The sequence below is a fragment of the Sphingobium anseongense genome (assembly GCF_037725245.1).
In the GTDB taxonomy this organism is placed as follows: domain Bacteria; phylum Pseudomonadota; class Alphaproteobacteria; order Sphingomonadales; family Sphingomonadaceae; genus Sphingobium.
In genome coordinates this window covers 207229-228391 of the sequence record NZ_JBBJUL010000006.1, presented here as the reverse complement: position 1 = coordinate 228391, position 21163 = coordinate 207229, and the positions used below count along the sequence as shown (strand labels likewise).

At 64.7% G+C, this 21163-nt stretch carries 19 protein-coding genes; 8 read left to right on the top strand and 11 right to left on the bottom strand.

Annotation, left to right across the window (positions count from 1 at the left end):
• Positions 1 to 80: 80 nt before the first annotated feature.
• From purU to WG908_RS10750, 5 genes are all read right to left on the bottom strand, one after another.
• Positions 81 to 950 carry a formyltetrahydrofolate deformylase gene (gene purU / locus WG908_RS10770; protein ID WP_340186579.1) on the bottom strand — a complete coding sequence of 290 codons (870 nt, stop codon included), beginning with the start codon at positions 948 to 950 and terminating at the stop codon, positions 81 to 83.
• A 65-nt stretch (positions 951 to 1015) separates the two neighbouring features.
• Positions 1016 to 2053 (bottom strand): 2-oxoadipate dioxygenase/decarboxylase family protein, encoded by a 1038-nt coding sequence (locus WG908_RS10765; RefSeq protein ID WP_445326702.1) that lies wholly within the window; start codon positions 2051 to 2053, stop codon positions 1016 to 1018.
• A gap of 14 nt (positions 2054 to 2067) precedes the next feature.
• Positions 2068 to 3690: a phytoene desaturase family protein gene (locus tag WG908_RS10760; RefSeq protein ID WP_340186578.1), complete on the bottom strand. Its 1623-nt coding sequence runs from the start codon at positions 3688 to 3690 to the stop codon at positions 2068 to 2070.
• A gap of 3 nt (positions 3691 to 3693) precedes the next feature.
• On the bottom strand, positions 3694 to 4440 hold the full coding sequence (locus WG908_RS10755) for a LytR/AlgR family response regulator transcription factor (protein WP_340186577.1): 747 nt from the start codon (positions 4438 to 4440) through the stop codon (positions 3694 to 3696).
• Entirely contained in the window at positions 4440 to 5552 is a 1113-nt protein-coding gene (locus tag WG908_RS10750; protein WP_340186576.1) for a sensor histidine kinase, read from the bottom strand. Before WG908_RS10750 ends, WG908_RS10755 begins: the two co-directional genes overlap by 1 nt.
• Positions 5553 to 5707: 155 nt before the next feature.
• Here WG908_RS10750 and WG908_RS10745 point away from each other — a divergent pair, with 155 nt between their 5' ends.
• The 3 genes from WG908_RS10745 (at position 5708) to WG908_RS10735 (ending at position 6936) form a co-directional block, all read left to right on the top strand.
• Entirely contained in the window at positions 5708 to 5929 is a 222-nt protein-coding gene (locus WG908_RS10745; RefSeq protein WP_340186575.1) for a hypothetical protein, read from the top strand.
• 110 nt (positions 5930 to 6039) lie between these two features.
• On the top strand, positions 6040 to 6282 hold the full coding sequence (locus WG908_RS10740) for a hypothetical protein (RefSeq protein WP_340186574.1): 243 nt from the start codon (positions 6040 to 6042) through the stop codon (positions 6280 to 6282).
• 12 nt (positions 6283 to 6294) lie between these two features.
• Positions 6295 to 6936, top strand: a complete 642-nt coding sequence (locus WG908_RS10735) for a trimeric intracellular cation channel family protein (RefSeq protein ID WP_340186573.1) — start codon at positions 6295 to 6297, stop codon at positions 6934 to 6936.
• A gap of 173 nt (positions 6937 to 7109) precedes the next feature.
• On the opposite strand, the gene mfd is transcribed toward WG908_RS10735, so the two are convergent.
• Both mfd and WG908_RS10725 read right to left on the bottom strand, forming a co-directional pair.
• Positions 7110 to 10589: a transcription-repair coupling factor gene (mfd, locus tag WG908_RS10730; protein WP_340186572.1), complete on the bottom strand. Its 3480-nt coding sequence runs from the start codon at positions 10587 to 10589 to the stop codon at positions 7110 to 7112.
• A gap of 200 nt (positions 10590 to 10789) precedes the next feature.
• On the bottom strand, positions 10790 to 11056 hold the full coding sequence (locus WG908_RS10725) for an FAD assembly factor SdhE (protein ID WP_340186571.1): 267 nt from the start codon (positions 11054 to 11056) through the stop codon (positions 10790 to 10792).
• 86 nt (positions 11057 to 11142) lie between these two features.
• On the opposite strand from WG908_RS10725, the gene recG reads away from it, so the two are divergent.
• Positions 11143 to 13206: an ATP-dependent DNA helicase RecG gene (recG, locus tag WG908_RS10720; RefSeq protein WP_340186570.1), complete on the top strand. Its 2064-nt coding sequence runs from the start codon at positions 11143 to 11145 to the stop codon at positions 13204 to 13206.
• A 10-nt stretch (positions 13207 to 13216) separates the two neighbouring features.
• On the opposite strand, the gene WG908_RS10715 is transcribed toward recG, so the two are convergent.
• Both WG908_RS10715 and tyrS read right to left on the bottom strand, forming a co-directional pair.
• A complete protein-coding gene (locus WG908_RS10715) occupies positions 13217 to 13570 on the bottom strand; it encodes a PilZ domain-containing protein (protein WP_340186569.1) in 354 nt (117 codons plus the stop codon).
• 75 nt (positions 13571 to 13645) lie between these two features.
• A complete protein-coding gene (gene tyrS / locus WG908_RS10710; RefSeq protein ID WP_340186568.1) occupies positions 13646 to 14863 on the bottom strand; it encodes a tyrosine--tRNA ligase in 1218 nt (405 codons plus the stop codon).
• Between the two features lie 268 nt (positions 14864 to 15131).
• Here tyrS and WG908_RS10705 point away from each other — a divergent pair, with 268 nt between their 5' ends.
• Positions 15132 to 16217, top strand: coding sequence for an anhydro-N-acetylmuramic acid kinase (locus WG908_RS10705; protein ID WP_340186598.1), 1086 nt, complete (start codon positions 15132 to 15134; stop codon positions 16215 to 16217).
• Positions 16218 to 16235: 18 nt separating this feature from the next.
• Here WG908_RS10705 and WG908_RS10700 read toward each other — a convergent pair whose 3' ends face one another.
• Together WG908_RS10700 and WG908_RS10695 are read right to left on the bottom strand one after the other, a co-directional pair.
• Positions 16236 to 16964 (bottom strand): SDR family NAD(P)-dependent oxidoreductase, encoded by a 729-nt coding sequence (locus tag WG908_RS10700; RefSeq protein ID WP_340186567.1) that lies wholly within the window; start codon positions 16962 to 16964, stop codon positions 16236 to 16238.
• Between the two features lie 320 nt (positions 16965 to 17284).
• On the bottom strand, positions 17285 to 17677 hold the full coding sequence (locus tag WG908_RS10695) for a hypothetical protein (protein ID WP_340186566.1): 393 nt from the start codon (positions 17675 to 17677) through the stop codon (positions 17285 to 17287).
• A gap of 106 nt (positions 17678 to 17783) precedes the next feature.
• Here WG908_RS10695 and WG908_RS10690 point away from each other — a divergent pair, with 106 nt between their 5' ends.
• The 3 genes from WG908_RS10690 (at position 17784) to WG908_RS10680 (ending at position 21014) form a co-directional block, all read left to right on the top strand.
• Positions 17784 to 18230: a nuclear transport factor 2 family protein gene (locus WG908_RS10690; RefSeq protein ID WP_340186565.1), complete on the top strand. Its 447-nt coding sequence runs from the start codon at positions 17784 to 17786 to the stop codon at positions 18228 to 18230.
• 116 nt (positions 18231 to 18346) lie between these two features.
• Entirely contained in the window at positions 18347 to 19759 is a 1413-nt protein-coding gene (locus WG908_RS10685; RefSeq protein WP_340186564.1) for a PQQ-dependent sugar dehydrogenase, read from the top strand.
• A 283-nt stretch (positions 19760 to 20042) separates the two neighbouring features.
• Positions 20043 to 21014 carry an Lrp/AsnC family transcriptional regulator gene (locus tag WG908_RS10680; protein WP_340186563.1) on the top strand — a complete coding sequence of 324 codons (972 nt, stop codon included), beginning with the start codon at positions 20043 to 20045 and terminating at the stop codon, positions 21012 to 21014.
• Positions 21015 to 21163: the final 149 nt, after the last annotated feature.

Sequence of the window (21163 nt, the reverse complement as noted above, 5' to 3'; positions counted from 1 at the left end):
CGCCCGTCGCGCTGGCGCCGGAGGATTTCTGGGCGAAGCTGGGCCTGTAACCCGACCCGGTAACCTGACAAGGATGAGCGTCAGCTGAAGACGACGGTCTTGCCGCCGTTCATCAGGACGCGGCGGTCCGCGATCCACCCGACTGCCCGGGCGAGTACGCGCGCTTCGATGTCGCGGCCGATACGGACCATATCCTCGGCGCTGGCGCGGTGATCGACACGCTCTACCGCCTGTTCGATGATCGGCCCTTCGTCGAGGTCGGCCGTCACGAAATGCGCGGTGGCGCCGATGAGCTTGACCCCGCGATCATGCGCGCGGTGATAGGGACGCGCGCCCTTGAACCCCGGCAGAAAGCTGTGATGGATGTTGATGCAGCGCCCGGCCAGCCGATCGACCAGTTGGGTCGATAGCACCTGCATATAGCGTGCGAGGATCAGATATTCCGACCGCGTCCGCTCGACATGGTCGATCAGCGCGGCTTCCTGCGCCGCCTTGTCGCCATTGGCCGGCAGTTCGTGAAAGGGGATTCCGTGCCATTCGGTGATGCGGCGCAGGTCAGGATGGTTCGACACCACGCCCATGATCTCGACCGGCAGTGCCCCTGTCTGCCAGCGATGGAGCAGGTCGGCCAGGCAATGTGAGCCTTTGGAAACCGCAATCAGCATCCGGGGCTTGTCCTGAGCGCCTGTCAGGCGCCAATCCATCGCAAATGCGCCAGCCACCGGCGCAAAGGCATCTGCAAGCGCGGCGGTGTCGTCGGGCATTCTGGCATCGGTCGCTTCGAAGGCGACGCGCATGAAGAAGCGCCCCGTTTCGCGATCGGCATATTGCTGGCTGTCGACGATGAATCCGCCGCGATCGGCGAGAAAGCGGCTGACTGCGGCGACGATCCCCACCTGGTCGACGCAGGTGAAGGTCAACACCCAGGCGGGCAGGGCGGTGGCGGGCATGACGAGCTTTCCTTGCGCGATGAGGCGAACGCGCCTTCCCTTATCGCGGCGTCCTTCGCAAGCCGTTAATCCACCTTGCTATTCGCGATTGCCTTGCTCGCTTGCGTCATGGCGAAGATCCCGGTTGCATTTCCGGTATCGAAGGCAAGATCGATCGCGCCGGTGGCGGGGTCGATGTCCCGGCTGATGAATTCGAAAAAGGAACCGGGGACGGTTTTCAGCCGTCGCCCGGCAAATTCGCGCTCCACGCTGTCGGCGCGGAACGCGGTCTGACGGACGCGACCGCTCATCGAGATTTCGAGCTTGTCCTTGACCGGCCGGCCATCGGCACGCAGCCGGTCGGCAAGAGCTGCGACATTGGCGACGCGATCAGTCGCATGGTTGAAGGCATTGCCTTCGGTCGCGATCCAGGCCGCTTCGTTCGAGCGGGAAAGAAGCAGCTGATAATCCTCGAATGCGGGCAGCGGATGCTGGCGATCGAAAGCCGACACGATCGCCCGCAGGCTGGCGGCGGCCCGATCGAACGGCGCCTGTCCATCTGTGGCGAACGTCGCGAGCAGTGCAAGCGCCGCATCGTCCAGCGGATCGGCCGAAGCATCGAACACCCGATGGGCAGCGGCTTCAAATTCGGCGTCGAACCTGTCGACGTGCAGTTCGCTCAGGAAAAATTGCGGGATCACGGCGGGGGCATCGGCGTGGCGATAGGCACGCCCGGTCATTCTGAGCCGGTCCAGCGGATAGACGGCCGCCATGTCATAGCCCAATGGCCGCAGGATGCGGGTGAAAGCATCTTCGCCCGGCGGCAGCGACCCCGTCGGCCCGTACGCGAAACGGATCGTTCGCAATGCGCCATGATCGAACGTCACACGGCCGCCCCGTGCCCGTATCTCGTCGACATAGGCGCGGCCGCTCGGCACGCGATCCAGCAGGCCATGGAACAGAACGACGTTCATCGCCATGGCAAAGGCGGCGCGAGAGACGGTTTCCCCCTGTTCGGCCAGCAGCGCCGGGTCGACCGTTACCGTTTCGAGCGCCCCGATGCCGGCCTTTGTACCAAGCATGTGCGTTACCAGCCGCGCGATCATGCCGTCATTCCGTGCCATCTTCGCTCTCCCACTCACCGCCGCCCCAGCCAGCGCCCGATCAGCGATCCGTCCGCCAGCACCGCGCGCGCGGCGTTATGGCCAGGCGCTCCGGTAACGCCGCCGCCCGGATGCGTGCCCGCGCCGCACATATATAGGCCCTTGATCGGCCCGCGATAAGCGCCGTGCCCCAGCACCGGCCGCGCCGACCACAACTGGTCCAGCGTCATATTGCCATGCATGATGTCGCCGCCCGTCAGGCCGAACTTGCGCTCCAGGTCGAGCGGGGAATGAATCTGCCGGGCAATCACGGATCGGGCAAAGCCCGGCGCATGGCGTTCGACCGTTTCGACGATGGTGTCGGCTGCGGCTTCGCGTTCGTCGTCCCAGCTTCGGCCGTCGGGCAGCACCGGCGCGAACTGCTGGCAGAACAGGCTGGCGACATGCGCACCCGGCGGCGCCAGGCCGTCGTCTATGGTCGAAGGAATCAACATTTCGACGATCGGCTGTTTGGACCAGCCATCCCGTTTGGCATCTAGGAAGGCGCGATCCATATAGTTTAGAGTGGGCGCAATGACGATGCCCGACCGATGATGTTCGCCTTCGCCCGGAAGGCAGGAAAAGTCGGGCAGCGCCGACAGGGCGACGTTCATGCGAAAGGTGCCCGATCCTGTTTTGAAACTGTCGATCCGTCGCAGGAAATCGGCGGGCAGGTCGACGGGGTCGCACAATTGACGGTAAAGGAGTTTCGGCCCGACATTGGCGATTATCGCATCGCCCAATAGCTCTTCGCCGCTTTCCAGCCTGACGCCTACGGCGCGCGTCCCATCGACCAGCACGGCCGTTACGGGCATTTCCAGGCTGATCTCCACGCCCATATCGGCCAGCACAGCGGCCATGGCCCGGGTGATCGTGCCCATGCCACCGACGACATGGCCCCATTCGCCCTTCCTGCCGTTCACTTCGCCAAAGACATGGTGCAGCAGGACATAGGCGCTGCCGGGCGTATCGGGGCTGGCATAGTTGCCGACCACTGCGTCGAAGCCGAAGGCGGCCTTGACCGCATCGCTTTCGAACCAGCCATCTAGGAAGGTTCGCGCCGATTTCATGAGCAGATCGAGAATGTCGCGCTGCTGCTCGATCGACAGCGCGGCGATCCGGCGGCTTTGCCTGACCGCGTCGACCAGTGTCTTTGCGCCGTCGCCGACATTGGGCGGCGCCTTGAGCACCAGATCGCGCAGCACGTCGGCCACGGCTTCGAGCGCAGCGTAATAGGCCGGCAGCCGCCTGGCATCCCGCAGGCTGAACTTCGCGAATTCCTGCGCAGTGCGTTCAATTCCGCCGCCCAGCTTCAGGTAACCGCCATCGGGCTGGGGCAGGAAATTGCTGATCGGCCGTTCGATGACGCGATAGCCGCGATCGGCCAGTTTCATGTCGGCGATGATCCTGGGATGCAGCAGGCTTACGGTGTAGCTTGCGGTCGAATTGCGGAAGCCAGGCGCGAATTCTTCCGTCACCGCCGCCCCGCCGACGATCGCGCGCCGCTCAAGCACCCGCACCTTGTAACCGGCCCGCACCAGGTAGAATGCGCACACCAGTCCGTTGTGGCCGCCGCCGATGATGATGGCGTCATAGGCCCCGCTCCTGCGCGCGGCCATGGTCTATCGCCCTGTCATCGCCTTGGCATTGGCCAGGTAGGTGCGGCCGATGCGGATTTCGCCGCCATCGGCGAGGCAGGCGAACCAAACGCCGCTGCCATCATGGCGCAATCGGGCGATATGATCGCGACGGACGATATGGGAGCGATGGAGCCGAACGAAATCGGTGGGATCGAGCCGGGTTTCGAGCGAACTGATCGTCTGGTGCAGCAGATAGCTGTGAGCGCCCACGTGCAGGCGCATATAATCACGTTCGGCCTCTATGCGGTCGATCTGCGTGGTTGCGACGCGGATCAGTTCGGATCGATGCGGAACCCAGAATTCCTCCGCCCAGTCGGGCTGCGAAGGGGAGGGGGCATCGCCCGGCGCCACCGCCTCCCGATGCCGCAGGGCGATTTCGACCCGGTCGATGGCGCGGGTCAGCCGCTCATGCGCGACGGGCTTGAGCATATAGTCGATCGCGGCGAGGTCGAACGCCTCTACCGCGAAGCCTTCGAACGCGGTGACGAAGATGATCGCGGGCCGCAACCCCATGCGGCCCACCGCCCGCGCAACGCCCAGCCCGTCGAGCAGCGGCATGGCAATGTCGAGCATCACCAGTTCGGGCCGCAGCCCTTCGATCAGCCGCAAGGCAGCTTCGCCATCCGATGCGGTACCGACCAAAGCGATACGGGGTTCGCGGGCACAGAGCATCTGGAGCCGTTCGACCGCGAGCGGTTCATCATCGACGATCATGGTGCGGATGGCCATCAGCAACTCCGGCGGATGATGGGAAGTGTAAGGCGCACGATGAAACCGCCGTGCTCGCGAGGGCCGTAGGCGATCAGTCCTTCATCCCCGAAGCGCGCGGTCAGCCGGTCGCGCACATTGGCGAGGCCAATGCCGCTGCCGCGATCGGCCTCGCCGGGCGGCATGTCGCCATCGTCGGTGACGCTGACCTGCAACATCCCGTCCTCCTCCCATGCGGCAATCGCGATGGTCACGGGTCGCGAGGTGCGCGAGACGCCATATTTGATCGCATTTTCGACCAGCGGCTGGAGGATCAGGCCCGGCACGCAACAGCTCATCAACCGGTCGGGAATGTCGACCGTGGTTTTCAGCCGGTCGGGGAAGCGCACACCCTCGATATCGAGATAGAGCTTTTGTAGGTGCACCTCTTCATGAAGCGGCACGTCGTCGAGCGGATCGCCGGTGAGGCTGGTACGATAGAAGTTGGAGAGCGACATGATCATCTGTTCAGCTTCGTCGCGGCGGTCCTTCATCACCAGCGAGGATAGCGAGTTGAGCGTGTTGAACAGGAAATGCGGATTGACCTGATAGCGCAGCGAACGAAGCTCCGCCTGCTGTGCCGCGCGTTCGAGGCGGGCGGCGCGGCGTTCGACGCGGCGCGCTTCGCTGGCATAGGACAGCGCCAGATAGAGCCCCGCCCAGGCGGCGAGGAAGAAGTAGCGGCTGATCGCATCCTCCGCGATCTGTTTGAGCGCGAAGCCCTCTTCCTCGAAATATTCGTTCAGGCCATTGTCGGGGAACAGGCTGACGGGATCGTAGACGTTGAAAATGTAGAAGTTGGCGGTCGCCGTCGCGAGGGCGAAGGGAGCGGCGAGAGAAAAGGCGGCGATCACGCGCACCAGCAGCGCCTTGCGATCGAACCGCCGGAGCACGAGATAGAATATCCAGGTGACGACGATGCCGATGATCGTCACGACCGCACGGCGGGTTGCCAGCTCGCCCTGCGATCCGAACCCCATCACGATCGCGCGCAGCGTTACCAGCAGCGCATAGAAGAACCAGAAGCCGAGGATGGAATAAAGCGCCAGAGCGGGCGATACGCCATGATCGCTCTCTTCGGGGATGATGGTCATGCCGACACTATAGAGACAAGGCGCGGGCCTGTCGCCCCATTCGCGGCACGCCTGTCGAGCAGGGGCGCGCGTTGGTCGATCATCGGCGCGGAACTGGGTTCGGTTGTCGGCGGTTATTCCCGTGACCGGCCAATCGGGCCGCGAGGAGAGACTGCATGACCGATAAAGCTGACATCCGACCCAATAGCCGCGAAGAGGCGCATGAGGACGACCGCCCCACCGACGCGCAGGATCGGGCGGTGACGCAGGAGGAAGCGCTGGACGAAGGCTTGCGCGATTCGATGGACGCGTCGGATCCGCCAGCCGCGACACAGCCGGGCGACAATGGCGATCCGGTGCCCTCGTCGGGGTTCAAGGAGGAAGCGGACAAAAAATAGTCAACGATATGCTCCGCCCGGTCGGCGGCCATATCGCCGGCTCGCGGGGCATGTTATGATCAGGCGAGGGCTTCAAACCCCCTCTCGATAACACAGAAGAGGAGCCGACCATGCCGACTTCAGCCACCCCCGCAATCGAGCGGATCGCCCGCGTTCTTGCCGGGCGCCAGCTCAGCCAGAATGGCGAGGGAAGCGATCCCCATGCTGCGGCGGCGGTGGATCAGGCGTGGCGCGATCATGTCGATGATGCCTATGCGATCCTGCATACATTGCGCGAGCCCGATGCGCAGATGGCGCAGGCGGGCGATGTCGATGTGTGGCGGCGGATGATCGGCGCGGTGCTCGCCCGGTAAGGGCGCCGGCCGGTGCTGGCGCCGCCCGTCCTGACGCCCCATATCGGCACGGTGCTGGAAGCGTTGAGCGTGATCGGCACGTTCCTGTTTGCAGCGTCGGGCGCGCTGGCGGCGGCGCGGCTGCGGCAGACCATCGTGACATTCGCTTTTTTCGCGCTGGTGACCGGAGCGGGCGGGGGCACGGTACGCGACCTGCTGATCGGCGCGCCGGTGTTCTGGGTGGTCGATCCGGTGCCGGCGATCACCTGCATCGTCGCGGCTTTCATCATCTGGTTCACCCCGCGCCGCTGGTGGCGGGACAGCGCGCTCGACTGGCTGGATGCGGTCGGGCTGGCGGCGTTCGCGGTGTTCGGCGCGGCCAAGGCGATGGCTTTTGGCATTCATCCGTTCGTTGCGGCGATGATGGGAGTGGTGACGGCGTGCGTCGGCGGGATCATTCGCGACCTGCTGGCGGGCGAGCCGTCGATCCTGTTGCGGCCCGAGCTGTATGTGACGGCGGCGGCGATCGCCGCGGGGCTGTTCGTCGGGCTGCGCTGGCTGGGGGTCGATCTGCCAGTAGCAGCGGTGGTCGCGGCGCTGGTGGGCTTTGCGGTGCGAGCGGTGGCGATCTGGCGAGGCATGGGCCTGCCGGTGTACGGGCGGGACGCGCCCTAGCGATTCGGCGCTTGCGGTTCGCTTAACTTCGCACTTTTCGCGCTCGATCTGATGTTTTCGAACCCGTTCGCGACATGATATTTCCTATCGGGGGCATGCAGTGGACGATGGAAAGAGCCGGGCAGGCCGCTTTTATCATCGGCAGGCGAAGTAGGACAGTCCGCCCCCGTCCGCTATTGCGCCGCCACCTTCGCCAGCCCCTTCGACAGTTGCAGCGCGCCGTTGAGCCGCGCGACCGGGTCGGGCCAGGTGCGGGTGATCACCATCTTGCTGTCGGGCCGCAGCTTCGCGGTGCCCTCCAGCCGCTGGACATAGGCGATAAGGCCGGCGGGGTTGGGAAAGCGGTCCTCGTGAAAGCTGACCAGCGCGCCCTTTTGTCCGACATCGATCTTGGCGATATTGGCCGCGACGCAATTCTGCTTGATCTCTATGAGCTTGAACAGGTTCTGGGTCGGAGGCGGCAGCTTGCCGAACCGGTCGATCATCTCGGCGGCGAAGGATTCAAGGCCCTGGCGATCCTCGACATCGTTGAGCCGGCGGTACAGGCCCATGCGCAGGTCAAGATCAGGCACATAATCGTCGGGGATCATGATCGCGGCATCGACCGTGATCTGCGGCGAATAGCTGTCGCGTGGCCGCTCCAGCCCCGCGCCGCCCGCCTTGGCGTCCATGATCGCTTCTTCGAGCATCGACTGGTAGAGTTCGAAGCCCACTTCCTTGATATGGCCCGACTGTTCGTCGCCGACCAGATTGCCCGCGCCGCGTATGTCGAGATCGTGGCTGGCGAGCTGGAACCCGGCGCCCAGCGTATCGAGATCGGACAGCACCTTGAGCCGCTTTTCCGCCGTTTCGGTGACGATGCGGTTGGCGGGCGTGGTGAAATAGGCATAGGCGCGCGTCTTGGCGCGGCCCACCCGCCCGCGCAGCTGATAGAGCTGGGCAAGGCCGAAGCGGTCGGCGCGATGGATGATCAGCGTATTGGCCGCCGGAATGTCGAGGCCGCTTTCGACGATGGTGGTCGACAGCAGCACATCGTAGCGCTTGTCGTAGAAGGCGGACATGCGCTCTTCCACTTGCGTAGCGCTCATCTGGCCATGGGCGACGACCGAGCGGACTTCGGGCACTTCGTTGAGCAGAAATTCCTCGATTTCGGCGAGGTCGGCGATGCGCGGCACGACGAAGAAGCTCTGGCCGCCGCGATAATGTTCGCGCAACAGCGCTTCGCGGATAACCACGCCGTCCCACGGCATGATATAGGTCCGCACCGCGAGCCGATCGACCGGCGGCGTCTGGATCACCGACAGTTCGCGCAGGCCCGACATCGCCATTTGCAGCGTGCGCGGGATGGGCGTAGCCGTCAGCGTCAGCACATGCACGTCGGTCTTGAGCGATTTGAGCCGTTCCTTGTGGGTGACGCCGAACCGCTGTTCCTCATCGACGATGACGAGGCCGAGGCGCTTGAATTCGATCCCCTTGGTCAACAGCGCATGGGTGCCGATGACGATGTCGATGGTGCCGTCGGCAAGGCCCGCCTTGACCGCCTTCGCCTCCTTGTCGGGCACCAGCCGCGACAGCCGGCCGATTTCGACCGGAAAGCCGCGAAACCGTTCGACGAAATTCATATGATGCTGGCGCGCCAGCAGGGTGGTGGGGCCGATCAGCACCACCTGCATCCCCGCCATCGCCGCGACGAAGGCGGCGCGCAACGCCACTTCGGTCTTGCCGAAACCAACGTCGCCGCACACCAGCCGGTCCATCGGCGTGCCCGACCCCAGATCGTCGATCACGTCGCTGATCGCGCGATCCTGATCGTCGGTTTCCTGATAGGGGAAGCGATCGACAAAGGCGGGATAGCCGGCCTGGTCGGGTTCGGCGACGGTCGCATGGCGCAGGGCGCGCAGCGCGGCTGTCTTGAGCAGTTCACCCGCGATTTCGCGGATGCGCTCCTTCATCTTCGCCTTGCGGCGCTGCCACGCCTCGCCGCCCAGCCGGTCGAGGCCGACCCCGTCGCTGTCGGAACCGTAGCGTGACAGGACCTCCAGATTTTCGACCGGGACATAGAGCTTGTCGCCGCCCGCATATTCGAGCGCGACGCAATCATGCGCCGCCTTGCTGACCGGAATCCGGGTCAACCCTTCATAGCGGCCGATGCCATGATCCATGTGGACGACAAGGTCGCCGGGCGAAAGCGTCGCCAGTTCGGCAAGGAAGGCATCGGCGCTTTTCTTGCGCTTGGCGCGGCGCACCAGCCGGTCGCCCAGCATGTCCTGTTCGGTCAGCACCGCGACGTCGGGCGCGGCAAAGCCATGGTCGAGCGGCAGCACGGTCAGCGTGACGCCGCCGCCCGCCGCGATGCCCAGCGCTTCCTGCCAATTGTCCGCCGTCGCCAGCCGCTTGACGCCATGTTCGGCCAGCAGCCCCGACAGCCGCTCGCGCGCACCCACCGAATAGCTGGCGATCACGACCTTTTTCTTCGACCGCTGCAACGCGCCGACATGGCTGGCGACGGCTTCATAGACATTGGCGCCTTGCGCGCGTTCGGGCGCGAAGTCGCGCGGGCCATCGACGGCGAAATCCAGCACCGTCGCGCTGCCCGGTTCGTGAAAGGGCGTCGTTTCGTGCATCGGCGCGGCGACGACCGCCGCGTCCCATTCCGCAGCGTCGAGGTAGAGCGCGTGCGGCGGCAACGGACGATAGGCACCCGCGCTCGCCGATTTCGCCTCCACCCGGTTGGCATGATAGTCGCGGATCGCCTCGAACCGGGCCTGGGCCGCGCCGGCGACGCCATGGTCGCGGATGACGACGGCGCCATCGCCCAGATGATCGGCCAGCGGCACCAGCTTTTCTTCAAACAGCGGCAGCCAATGTTCCATGCCCGCCAGCCGCCGCACTTCGCTGACCGCCTGGTAGAGCGGGTCGCCGGTGGCGGTCGCGCCGAAGGTTTCGCGGTAGCGGCCACGGAAACGCTTGATCGTTTCCTCATCCAGCAATGCTTCGGACGCGGGCAGCAGCACGAAGCCATCGACGCTGCCGGTCGTCCGCTGGTCAGCGGGGTCGAAGCGGCGCACCGTTTCGATTTCGTCACCGAAGAAGTCGAGCCGCAGCGGCTGGTCCTCGCCGCCCGGAAACAGATCGACGATGCCGCCGCGAATCGCGAACTCGCCCCGGTCATGAACGGTCTCGGTGCGGACATAGCCGTTGGCCTGGAGCATGTCGGCCAGCCGCGTGATCGCGATCCGCTCCTTGGGCGCGAGCCTGGCCACCAGTTGGCGCACGCGGAACGGCGTCAGCGTGCGTTGCGACAGGGCGTTGACGGTGGTGAGCACCAGTTGCGGGCCGCCGGGCCTGGCTTGCAGCGCATGAAGGCCCGCGAGCCGCGCCGATGCGGCGCGCAGCGACGGGCTGGCGCGATCATAGGGCAGGCAGTCCCAGGCCGGGATTTCGATGATCTCGATTTCCGGGGCGAAATAGTGCGCGGTGTCGGCGACCGCCCGCATCATCTGCTCGTCCGCCGCGATGAAGACGGCGCGCGCCATGCCCGACCCCGACACCGCGCGGGCGATATCGGCCAGCAGCCAGGGCTGGAACCCGGCGGGAACCCCGGACAGGGTGAGGGGCGCACTGGCCTTCAGGATTGTCTGGAGATCGGTCATTGTTCCATCGTCATTCCGAGGGCGGGGTCGGGATCTGGGGAAGGCGATCGCACTGGGGCCTGCCAACCCATTTCGTCACCCGGAACCTGTTTCAGGGTCCGTTTCGCTTCCTGATCCGGCGGACCGGAGGCACGATGGATGCTGAAACAGGTTCGGCATGACGTGACCGGCAGCGTTTCGGCGTAACCGCGCCAGGGCGATCAATTGGCGATTTTGACGAAATCGAGGGTGAGGAACCTGTCCATCATCGGGCCTTTCCATTCGTCCGGGACTGGCAGCGTACCCAGTGCCCAGGCGATGATGTCGGCGTCCTGTTCCTCCATGAACCGTTCGAACCAGGCGGTTTCCTCTTCGGACCATTGCGCATGATAGGCATCGAAGAAGCCGCCCACGGTATAATCCGCTTCCCGCGTGCCGCGATGCCAGGCGCGGAATTTGAGACGGCGCAGGCGATGTTCATCGTTCATATTTTGTTCCTTCGTCGCGCATGGCATTTTAAGCGATCGGGCATTTGTGCGACCGCTCGCGCTGGGATAGATGGCAGCAGATAGCCATGCGACCCGATATTCTCAATCCGCTGTTTGCCGAAATTTCCGCGCTCAAGGGCGTGGGGCCGGCGCTGGCCCGGCCGCTGGAGCGGCTGGGGCTGGCGCGCGCGGTCGACGCGGCCTTTCACTTGCCCGTCAGCTGGATCGACCGCAAGCTGACCGACACGCTGGAGATGGCGGATGCGGGCCGGGTGATCGGCATCGTCCTGACGCCGGTGGACTACAAGGCCGGGGGCGGATCGCGTGCGCCGTTCCGCGTGCATGCGACCGACCGCCACGGCAATCCTGTCAGCCTCATCTATTTCGGCAGGAACAGCGGCTGGCCACGCAAGCTGCTGCCGCTGGGCGAGCCGCGCTTCGTTTCGGGCAAGCTCGAATCCTATGGCCAGGAATTGCAGATGGTCCACCCCGACCATGTGTTGCCGCCCGAGGACGCCGCGACGATCCCCGCGCGCGAGCCGGTCTATGGCCTGTCCGAAGGGCTGAGCAACGGGCGGATGCGCGATTTTGCCGGGCAGGCGGTGGCGCGCGCGCCGGACCTGCCCGAATGGATCGAACCGAGCCTGCTGGATCGCAAGGGGTGGCCCGGCTGGCGCGAGGCGCTGGTGCGGGTCCATGCCGATCCCGCCGATGCGCAAGCGCGCGAGCGGCTGGCCTATGACGAGATATTCGCGGGCCAACTGGCGCTGATGCTGGTGCGGCAGGCGGGACGGCGGCGGCGGGGCGTGCCGATTGCGGGCGACGGGCGGCTGCGGGCGATGCTCAAACTGCCGTTCGCGCCGACGGGCGCGCAGCGGCGGGCGATGGGCGAGGTCGAGGGCGACATGGCGCAGGCGACGCCGATGCTGCGGCTGCTGCAGGGCGATGTCGGATCGGGCAAGACGCTGGTGGCGCTGATGGCGCTGCTCAACGCGGTCGAGGCGGGGATGCAGGGGGCGCTGCTGGCGCCCACCGAAATATTGGCGCGGCAACATTATGAAACGCTGCGCAAGATGGCGTCTGGCGTGCCGGTGGAGATCGCGATCCTGACGGGGCGCGACAAGGGCAGGGTGCGGGAGGCGACGCTGATGGGGCTGGCCGACGGCAGCATCGACATATTGGTCGGAACCCATGCGATCTTTCAGGAAACGGTGCTCTACCGGCATCTGGGCCTTGCCGTCATCGACGAGCAGCATCGCTTCGGCGTTGCCCAGCGCATGATGCTGGCGTCCAAGGCGGAGCGTTCGCCGCACCTGCTGGTGATGACCGCGACGCCGATCCCGCGCACGCTGACGCTGACCTATTATGGTGAGATGGACGTGTCGCGGCTGGACGAGATGCCGCCCGGACGCCAGCCGATCCAGACGCTGGTGATGTCGGCGGGGCGGATCGACGAAGTGGTGGACGCGCTGGCGCGGCATGTCGAGGGCGGGGGGCAGGCCTATTGGGTATGCCCGCTGGTCGAGGAAAGCGAGAATAGCGACCAGGCGGCGGCGGAAGCGCGCGCGGAATCGCTGCGAACGCGGTTCGGCGATCTGGTCGGCCTGGTCCATGGCCGGATGAAGGGGCCGGACAAGGATGCGGCGATGGCGGCGTTCGCGGCCAATCGCACGCGCGTGCTGGTGGCGACGACGGTGATCGAGGTCGGGGTGGACGTGCCCAATGCCAGCCTGATCATCATCGAGGGCGCGGATCGCTTTGGCCTGGCGCAGCTGCACCAGTTGCGCGGGCGGGTCGGGCGCGGCGACAAGCCGTCGGTGTGCCTGCTGCTGCGCGGCGCTGCGCTGGGCGAGACGTCGCGGGCGCGGCTGGCGCTGATGCGCGAGAGCAATGACGGGTTTCGCATCGCCGAGGAGGATCTGAAGCTGCGCGGCGCGGGCGAGGTGCTGGGCACGCGCCAGTCGGGCGAGGCGCAGTTGAGGCTGGCTAGCCCCGAACATCTGGGCGCGCTGCTGGATGCGGCCCGCGACGATGCGCGGCTGCTGATCGACCGCGACGGCGGGCTGGACCAGCCGCGCGGGCAGGCGGCGCGCACCTGCCTCTATCTGTTCGAACGGGACGCCGCGGTGGGGCTGTTGCGCGGCGGATAGGGCAGTGCGCCTACCAGGCGACCCGCCGCGCCGGCATGAGCGTGAGCATCCGGTCATAGGTGGCGAGCGAAATCGGCGTCACGAATTCCATGCCGATGCGGCCATGCTCTATCCAGCGTATGTCGGCGGCGACATCGTGCGCCAGCGGCAACCAGACCGTCAGCCGTTCGCCCAGCCGCAGGTCGGCGCCGGTCCGGCACATCAGCCCGAGCGGCGACAGGTTGATGACCCGGATGCCATGGGTGCACCCGCGCGCGGTGGCGTGGCTGACCAGGTCGACCAGATCGCGCTTTGCCCGCCGCGCCTCCACCGCTGGATCGCGCGAGCGCATGACATGGTTCAGATTGGCGAAAGGAGACCCCATGGCATTGAAGCTAGGCGATTGAAAATGCAGGCTATCTTACCAAAGCCAGTTAATATCGGCTTAGCCTTGTTGTTGTCAGGCGACGATCATCCCATGCTTTTTCGCGCCGAAACTGACCTTGTCGCCGGGGGCGAGCAGCGCCGCCGGATCGGTGACCACGGCGCCGTTGACGCGGATCGCGCCTTCGCCCAGTTTGCGCCGGGCTTCCTTGTTGGACGTGGCGAAGCCGAGCGCGACATTGGCCTGTACCACGGTCAGGCCCTGCGACCCGATGCTGACCGTCGGCAGGTTCGCGTCCGACGCGCCTTCCTCGAACGTGCGCCGCGCGGTTTCGGCGGCGGCGGCGGCGGCATCCTGTCCGTGCGCCATCGCCGTCGCGGCATCGGCCAGCAGCTTCTTCGCCTCGTTGATATCGGACCCCGCCAGCGCCTCCAGCCGGGCGATTTCGTCCAGCGGCAGGTCGGTGAACAGCCGCATGAACCGGCCGACATCGGCGTCCTGCGTGTTGCGCCAGAACTGCCAATATTCATAGGGCGTCAGCGCGTCGGCATTGAGCCACACCGCGCCGTTCATGGTCTTGCCCATCTTGCCGCCGTCCGCGGTGGTGATGAGGGGGGTGGTCAGGCCATAGACCTGAGTGCCGTCCACGCGCCGCGACAATTCGATGCCGTTGACGATATTGCCCCACTGGTCCGACCCGCCCATTTGCAGGCGGCAACCGGCGCGGCGAGAAAGTTCCAGGAAATCATAGGCCTGGAGGATCATATAGTTGAATTCGAGGAAGCTGAGCGACTGTTCGCGATCCAGCCGGGTCTTGACGCTGTCGAAGCTGAGCATCCGGTTGACCGAGAAATGCTGGCCGATGTCGCGCAGGAAGGGGATATATTCCAGAGCATCGAGCCAGTCGGCATTGTCGAGCATGACCGCGTCGGACGGGCCGTCGCCGAAGGTCAGGAATTTTTCGAACACGCCCTTGATGCTGGCGACGTTGGACGCGATCGTTTCGGCCGTCATCAGCCGGCGCGCTTCGTCCTTGAAGCTGGGGTCGCCGATCTTGCCGGTGCCGCCGCCCATCAGCACGATCGGCTTGTGCCCCGCCTGTTGCATCCGCCGCAGCATCATGATCTGGACCAGGCTGCCGACATGCAGCGACGGCGCGGTCGGATCAAAGCCGATATAGCCGGGCACGACCTGTTTGAGCGCCAGCGCGTCCAGCCCCTGGGCATCGGTCAACTGGTGGATGTAGCCGCGCGTGTCGAGCAGGCGGAGAAGGTGGGACTGGTAATGGGTCATGGCGCGCGCCTTTAGCATTGCGGTGCGGCGACGAAAAGTCCTTCACCGTTCGGGTTGCGCTTGTCGGCGCCCTGCTTTTCCCATTAGCTAGGGCGAAGGCGTTCCGGGCCTCCATGCTTCATTGCACGGGCGGATATTTTCATGTGGGTCCACCGATGACCAGAAACGAAGGACGGCTGAACATGGGACAGGTGCGATCCGCCTGTAGCAGGCGTTTAGAACAGGTTTCGACCGGTTCGGGGCGAACGGAGGGCGGTTTGTGAGCGCGATGCTGGCCATCGGCCTGATGTCAGGCACGTCGCGCGACGGGATCGACGCCGCGCTGATCGAAACCGATGGCGAAGGCCAGGTCGCGCCGGTCGCGTTCCACTCCCAGCCGTACAAGGACGGTTTTCGGGTACGGCTGGCCGAAGCGTGCACGCGGGCGATGGCGATGGAACGGCCGGGGGAAGAGCCGCTGATCGCGTCGGTCGAGGAGGAACTGACCGGCCTGCATGTCGAGGCGGTCGCCGACCTGCTGGGGCGCAGCGGTCACCTGGCCGAGGATATCGCCGTCATCGGTTTTCACGGCCATACGGTCGCCCACCGTCCGGCGCACGGCTGGACCTGGCAGATCGGCGATAGCGCGGCGCTGGCGGGGGCGTTCGGCATTCCCGTGGTCGGCGACCTGCGCAGCGCCGACGTGGCGGCGGGCGGGCAGGGCGCGCCGTTGCTGCCGGTCTATCATCGGGCGCTGGCCGACGGTTTGAAGAAGCCGGCGGCGATCCTCAACCTGGGCGGCGTCGCCAACATCACGGCGATCGGCGCGGACGGCGCGCTGGTGGCGTTCGACACCGGCATGGCGAGCGGCCTGATCGACAACTGGATGCAGGCGCACGGGGTGGCGACGTTCGACGAGAGCGGGGCGATGGCGGCGCGCGGCACGGTGGACGAGAGCGCGCTGGCGCAGATGCTGGCCGATCCATGGTTCGCGCAGCCGCCGCCCAAGAGCATCGACCGCGAAGCCTTTACGACCATGGCGGTCGCCGGGCTGTCGGTGGAGGATGGCGCGGCGACGCTCACCGCCTTTTCCGCCGCCGCCGTTGCGCGGGGAATAGCGCATCTGGCCGAACCGCCCGTCTGCATCCATGTCGCGGGCGGCGGGCGGCACAATGCGACGCTGATGGCGATGATCGGCGAACGCAGCGGCATCGCCGTGCGTAGCGTCGATGCGCTCGGCTGGGACGGCGACGCGCTGGAGGCGCAGGGTTTCGCCTATATGGCGGTGCGGCGGTTGCGCGACCTGCCGATCAGCTTTCCGGGCACCACCGGCGCACCCGCGCCGATGACGGGCGGGGTCATCTTTCGCGCCTGACCATCAGGGCTGGCGTCTTCACAGGCCGCGGCCGCCATCCACATTGAGTTCCGCGCCCGTGATGAACGCGCTTTCGTCACTCAGCAGGAAGGTCACCGAACCGGCGATCTCGTCCGGCTCGCCGATCCGCTTTAGTGGCGTGATTTCGCTGGCACGCGCCCTGCTTTGCGCGCTGAGCATCTTCGTCGCGATCGGGCCAGGATGGATGACGTTCACCCGAATCCTGTCGGCGCCCAGTTCGAGCGCGGCCGAGCGCGTCATGCCGGCGACCGCCGCCTTCGTGCCCGTATAGACCGAAAGGCTCGCAAACGCGCGCGGCACGGCGACAGAGCCGATGTTGACGATCGAACCGCCGCCGGCAGCCCGCATTGCCGGTATGACATGCTTCATGCCGAGGAGAACGCCGATCTGATTGACGCGGACAAGCTGTTCTATCCCTTCGACCGTCAATTCTTCTATCGGTCCGCCGATGGACATTCCGGCATTGTTGACCAGCCCATCGATCCGGCCGAACGCCGTCACCGCGGCGCCGGTCACGGCTTCCCAATCGCTCTCGTTTCCGACATCCTGGCGCATGTACATGGCGCGGTCGCCCAACTCCGATGCAATCGCTTGACCGGCGGCTTCGTCACGGCCGCCGAAGACGACCCGGCCGCCTTGCGAAATCACGGCCCGGACGATCGCTTCGCCCAATCCGCGCGTTCCGCCTGTGACGATCACGATCTTGCCTGATAATTTGTCTGTCAATGCTGCACCTCATCTTGCGGCCGACGGAGCGATCGACCAGGCACTGGACACCCTTCGCCCCAAGCAGGCGATATGATCAAAAGCTCCACTGGAAACCGATTTTACTTGTCAGGGCGCCGTTCCCATTCGCCCGCCCGACCGGCCGATCAAAGGGCCGTATTCAACGGATCATCGGCACCATTCCCCATATCCAGCCCGCCATGGCGTTGGCCCCGTCGTCATCCTTCGCGATCGCCGCCCCGGCGCGCCGATCCACGCCCTGTGCGCGATGAAACGCATAAATGATAAAAATATCAATGCATATGTGCATCATTTAGCCATTATAATGAATATTTACCATATGACGTTTCAAATATGCTTGCGATATCGGATCGCTGCATATATCGGAAGACCGGGAAATGAGTGCGCCTCGAAAAAAACGAGACGACCAACCATGAGGGGAGGCTTCGCTGAATGCGCTTATCACCAGCACGCTTCGGTTCGATCCCCGGCCCGACGACGCCAGCCGGCTTGCCGACGTGTCCGGCAACTGGCTCGATCGCGCGCCGCCCTCCACGCTCAATATCGGCCTGGAGAACCGCTTCGACCTGTCGGGCGGTGGAAATATCTTCGTGCGCGATGAAAGCTGTTTCAGCGGCAAGATCCATTTCGACGAGTTCGCCGGGGGGGGCAGCGACCCAGAGGGCCTGCAACACGCAGAATGCCTTCGTCACCCTTACGCCTGCAAGCGAGCAATTCACCCTGCGAGCCTATGTCAAGAACATCGGCAAGACCGACTACAGGACATTCGCTCTCTACCTGTCATAAGGAGGACATATTATGATCGAGAAGAATAAAGAAGCCGCGATAACCTATCTGAAAGCACTTGTGGATGGTGACACGGCGCTGATGGATAGCGTCCTGACGGATGATTTTGCTAATATAGACCGCAATACCGCCAAGATCGGCGGCTGGCGTTCGCGTGACGAGGTGCTCGCCTTTGCCGCCGCGGTTCCCGGCCTGTTCCAGGAACGGCTTCGCTTTGAATATGAAAGCGTCACCGCGGAAGAGGACCGGGTCGTCTGCCAGGTCAAAGGCTTTTCGAAGCTTGTGGATGGCCGCGAGTACAACAACCAATATGTCTATATCTTTTACATGCGCGACGGCAAAATCCGCCACATGGACGGATATTATGACAGCAAGCTTGCCGACTCGCTCGTTTTCGAGACGATGGATGAACAGAACGTCCCGGCGGCGGCAGGCAGCGACTCCGGCCCCGCTGCATGAGTGATCGGCGGCGCTCCCCTTGCAATCGGCCCGCCGCGCCGGCGCCGCAAAGCCGGCATAGGGGAGGGCCGGCCGCAGTCCTGATAGCTGGCAGCCTATGTGCGTTCGGGCTGGCGATGGCGCAAAATGTTCCGGCAGCCGACGCACCTCTTTCGCCAGAGGCTCAACGGGGGTTCGCGACCTACACCCAAAATTGTGCGGCATGCCATGGCCAGCGCGGGCGCGGCGCGCAGGGACCGTCGATCACCGGGCCGATCTTCCGGCACGGTTCAAGCGACGAGGAATTGGCGCGCAGCATCCATGAGGGCTTTTCGGCCGCCGGAATGCCCGGTTTCAAGGACATGCTCTCCGACACGCAGGTGAAGGAGCTGATCGCCTTCATTCGAAGCCAGGCCGATACGGTCCAGCCGGGAGAGCTGGGTCCCTTGCCCAACATCGTTCCGGTGGACCCCTGGCCCACCGGGGTCGTGCGTTCGGCCGTGCACGATTTTCGTGTGGAAAAGGTGGCGGATGTTCCGCAACCCTATGCCCTGGCCCCGTTGCCCGATGGCCGGATGCTGGTAACCCAGACCACCGGCGATCTGAGGATCGTCGACAAGGCCGGGAAGGTGTCCGCCCCGATCCTTGGCACCCCCAGGGGCTTGCCGGTGAAGGATGCGATGCGACGCATGATGCTCGATGTCGCGCTTCATCCAGATTATGCGAAAAATGGCTGGATTTACCTGACCTGGGCTCATCAGCAGCCTGGCGTGACGGGTGATACGGGCGTTCGGGTGACAATCAGCCGGGGGCGTATCGACAAGGGGCGCTGGATCGACAATCAGGACCTGCTCACCACACCCAGCCTGATGTCCGGATCGGCAAAGATCGCCTTCGACGGCAAGGGCCATCTCCTTTACCCGATCCTGGACGAGAATGTCACGGAATCGGATCAGGAGACGGCCCCTGCTCAGGACCTGTCCGGTCCGCAGGGCAAGATTCTTCGGATGAACGACGATGGCTCCGTGCCGTCGGACAATCCGTTCGTCGGCCAGAAAGGCGCCTTTCCCTACGTTTGGAGCTATGGCCACCGTGTCCCCCTGGGCCTGGCGTTCGATCATGACGGCCTGCTTTGGGAAACGGAAAACGGGCCGCGCGGGGGGGACGAACTCAACCTGATCCTGCCCGGCAAAAATTATGGCTGGCCAGTGAGCGGCTGGGGACATCGCTACGACGACAAGGCCGTAACCCCGCGACCCCTGCAAGCCGGGGTGGAACAGCCGATTTACAATTGGTCGCCATCGCCCGCCTTGTCTTCGATCCGCTTTTACAATGGCAAGGCGTTTCCGAAGTGGAAGGGCAGCGCGTTCATCGGCACGCTCCGGTATCGCACGCTCATGCGCGCTACGCTCACGAAGGATCGCGTCGTCCTCCTTGAAACGATCCTGTTCAACGTCGGACGCATGCGGGATATTCAGGTCGGCCCGGACGGGTTGATCTACCTGATCACCGATGGCGGCGAACTGATGCGCTTGCGACCGGCGCGGTGACAAGGGCATCTGTATCCGCCCGGGCCATGCGATAGCCGTCGTGGCGGGCATCGGCGCATATATTGCGGGACCTGGCTTCCCCCGGGCACGCGATCCGGCGATCTTGTCATGGCGCGGATCTGGCCATAGACAGCGGGGATCAGGGCAACTGGTGATTGAGGGACGTTTCGATATCGTTGACCATGGCGGGAATGAGGAGCGTCAGTATCGGAGCATCGATCCGCATCTGGCGCGCGGCCGCGATGCAGGCTGCGCTGCATCCAGGGCATTTGGATAACGATAAATGACCGCCCAGCCGCCGCTTACCGACCTCGATCGGGCGATCCTCGATGTGCTGACGACTGACCCACAGGCCAGCACCCGCATGGTTGCCGATGCGCTCGACCTGCCTTTGGCCCAGATCGCGCCGCGCATCCGCGCCATGGACCGGCGTAAAGTGTCTCGGGTATTGGCTGTTCTCGATCTCGCGGCTTCGGGTCAACAGATCTGCTTCGTGTTGATCGACGTGCGCCGCATGTCCGTCGAAACCGTAGCGGCGCAGATCGCCCAGATTCCTCAGGTCATTCTGGTCAGCTTGCTATTGGGCGGGACCCACGACCTGTTGGTGATGGTTCGCTTCAGAACGCTCGGAGCGCTGCATGACCTGCTGTTCAAACAGATAGGACAGATCGAAGGCATCTACCGGTCAGTCATATCGGTCGTTCTGGATATCGCGCTGTTTCGGTCGCAATATATCCGCCACGACCCTGTAATCGAAATGTCGAACATCCTGCATGATCTTGCCGAGGAATATCCCCAGGACCAGATCGATGAGGTCGATCGCCAGATCCTGGCCGAATTGCTGCTGAACGCGCGCCAGTCGATCAAGGCGGTCGCGCGCAAATGTGACATCAACGCCAGCACGGTACGCTATCGAATCCGGTCGCTCGAAAGCCGGGGCCTCATGCGGTTCATCACCGTGCTCAATCCGTCCGCGCTCGGCATCGGCGCCTTCGCGCTGGTTGAAATAGAGCCGGAAACCAACCGCCTTTTCGACGTTGTCGCCAGCCTGCGGACCAAAAGCTGGCTGCCTCAGATTTTCGTTACGTCCGGCCGCGCGCCGATCAAAGGCATTCTTCAGGCCGAAAATGCCCGGGCGGTCATGGACATCAAAAATCATGAACTGACCAGGATTGAAGGGATCGTCGGGGTCGAAGTCTCGACGCTGGTCGGCAATCGCAAGATGGACCTGCGTTGGGGCCAGAAATATGTCTAGTTGCGCGACATTTCCGCGCGTCGTCATCGGTTTTGCCATTTCCGGACTGACGCCGTTCATCGGCCGGATGATAGCCGGTAACCGCGCCATTGGCGGAGATCGCCCGGCGCATGATCCGCACCTAACCCAGCCGGCACGATGACGGTGCG